3 protein-coding genes are annotated in these 1,400 nt (G+C 66.4%); all 3 read right to left on the bottom strand.

Features of this window, described 5'->3' with window-relative positions; genetic code table 11:
• On the bottom strand, positions 1–180 hold a 180-nt coding region (locus AAW14_RS39325), incomplete at its 3' end, for a GIY-YIG nuclease family protein (RefSeq protein ID WP_265569261.1).
• 185 nt (positions 181–365) lie between these two features.
• On the bottom strand, positions 366–968 hold the full coding sequence (locus AAW14_RS39320; protein ID WP_046909214.1) for a hypothetical protein: 603 nt from the start codon (positions 966–968) through the stop codon (positions 366–368).
• 46 nt (positions 969–1,014) lie between these two features.
• Positions 1,015–1,400 (bottom strand): hypothetical protein (locus AAW14_RS39315; protein ID WP_265569259.1); only part of this gene is annotated, 386 nt, incomplete at its 5' end.

Raw genomic sequence — 1,400 nt, 5'->3', positions numbered from 1 at the left:
CCGGAAGCGCTTCAGGTGCTCGTGGATCAGCCTCTCCAGAAGGCGCCCGCCCTCGACGGTCGCCAGGATCCGGAGGGGGTTCGGGTTGCCCGATTGCAGCTCCATCAGGCGGTTGCGCGCGTTGCCTGCAGAGCCGATCTTCACCCGCCGGTCAGCTGCGGATCCGATCACGTAGACCACGCCGTGCGCGTTGCTCCTGCCGGTCCTGTCGTGCCTCATACTCTCCCTCGATCGTCACTCAGAGTGGTTACTCCCTACTCGCTTCCCGAACTGGGAAGGCCGCGAGGGCACCTCCAGAGGCACCTTTTCGCTGTTCAGGCGGCCGGGAGCAGGGAAGGAGTAACCACCTCGACTACTTTTCGTGACTATGCGTCGGCCTTCTTGCCCTTGCGCGCGAACACCGCGATGGCCAGGCCGCCTCCGGCGACCAGGCCCAGCAGGGTCGGGGAGTTGATCCCCTCGCTCCCCGCTCCGCCTGCACCGCGGCCGGCGGCCTGGACGTTGCTGGCGGCCGTCATGAGGGACCCGTCGACGGTTTCGTACTGCTGCTTGCAGTCCGCCACGACGGCGCTCCGCGAGGGCGGTCCGTAGCCCTTGTCGGCCAGCGCGAAGGAGTCCTTCACGCACTTGTCGACGGCCGCCTGGACCTTCTCGGCGGAGGCGGTCGCGGCCTTCTGGTCGCTGCTCGCCTGCGCGTTGCGGATCCTCATCTCCTCCAGCTCCAGCTGCTTCATCTGGATCTGGAGGGCGGCGGCCTCCTTCTCGTCCTTCGCGACGGCCGCCGAGTGGACCTGGAACCAGATGGTCCCGCCGCCGACGAGCGCGACCCCGGCGACCGCGACGGCGACCTTCCCCCGACGGGTCAGACCAGCCTTCTCGGACTTCACGACCGGCGTTCCGTACGGGCTTTCATCGGCGTACGGGGAAACGTCGGGAGCGTCGTTCCCGAAGGCCATTCCAGCCACCATTCCGGCCTGAATTCCTTCGAATGCGCTCTCTTCATCCGGTGTCATTTTATTCTCCGTTCTTACGCGCCAGGCCGGAGGCCGCAGAGATCATGGCCTCCACGCCTTGGAAAGTGTTGCCGGAAAGGTCGTTCCACGCCCAAAACTCCATCTCCACACCCTGGCGGGCCAGTTGGGTCTGGAGATAATTCACGGCCTTCCCCCGGTCGATCGCGGTCACATGCCCGGTGGATTCCAGAAAGGTCTGGGCACCCCTGATGCACATACGGCCGGTGGGAGAGAAGTCGAAGGACTGGCCCCAGCCGTAGCGGGTCAGGACTTCGATCACCTGGGCCAGGTGGTACGAGGGCTTCAAGGGGCGCGGCTCCTGCCAGAGCCCCAGGTCAGCCATCGCGGACCGGACGCCCTTGGGGATCAGGCGCTGCCCCCAGGTCG

Origin of the sequence: Streptomyces hygroscopicus (assembly GCF_026168105.1) — a bacterium.
GTDB lineage: Bacteria > Actinomycetota > Actinomycetes > Streptomycetales > Streptomycetaceae > Streptomyces > Streptomyces hygroscopicus_D.
The sequence above is the reverse complement of the archived record's forward strand: the minus strand, read 5'-3'. Positions and strand labels throughout refer to the sequence as shown.

Coding starts and splice junctions, on each gene's coding strand:
- AAW14_RS39320 (WP_046909214.1), bottom strand. CDS start 968: ATGGTGGCTGGAATGGCCTTCGGGAACGACGCTCCCGACGTTTCCCCG.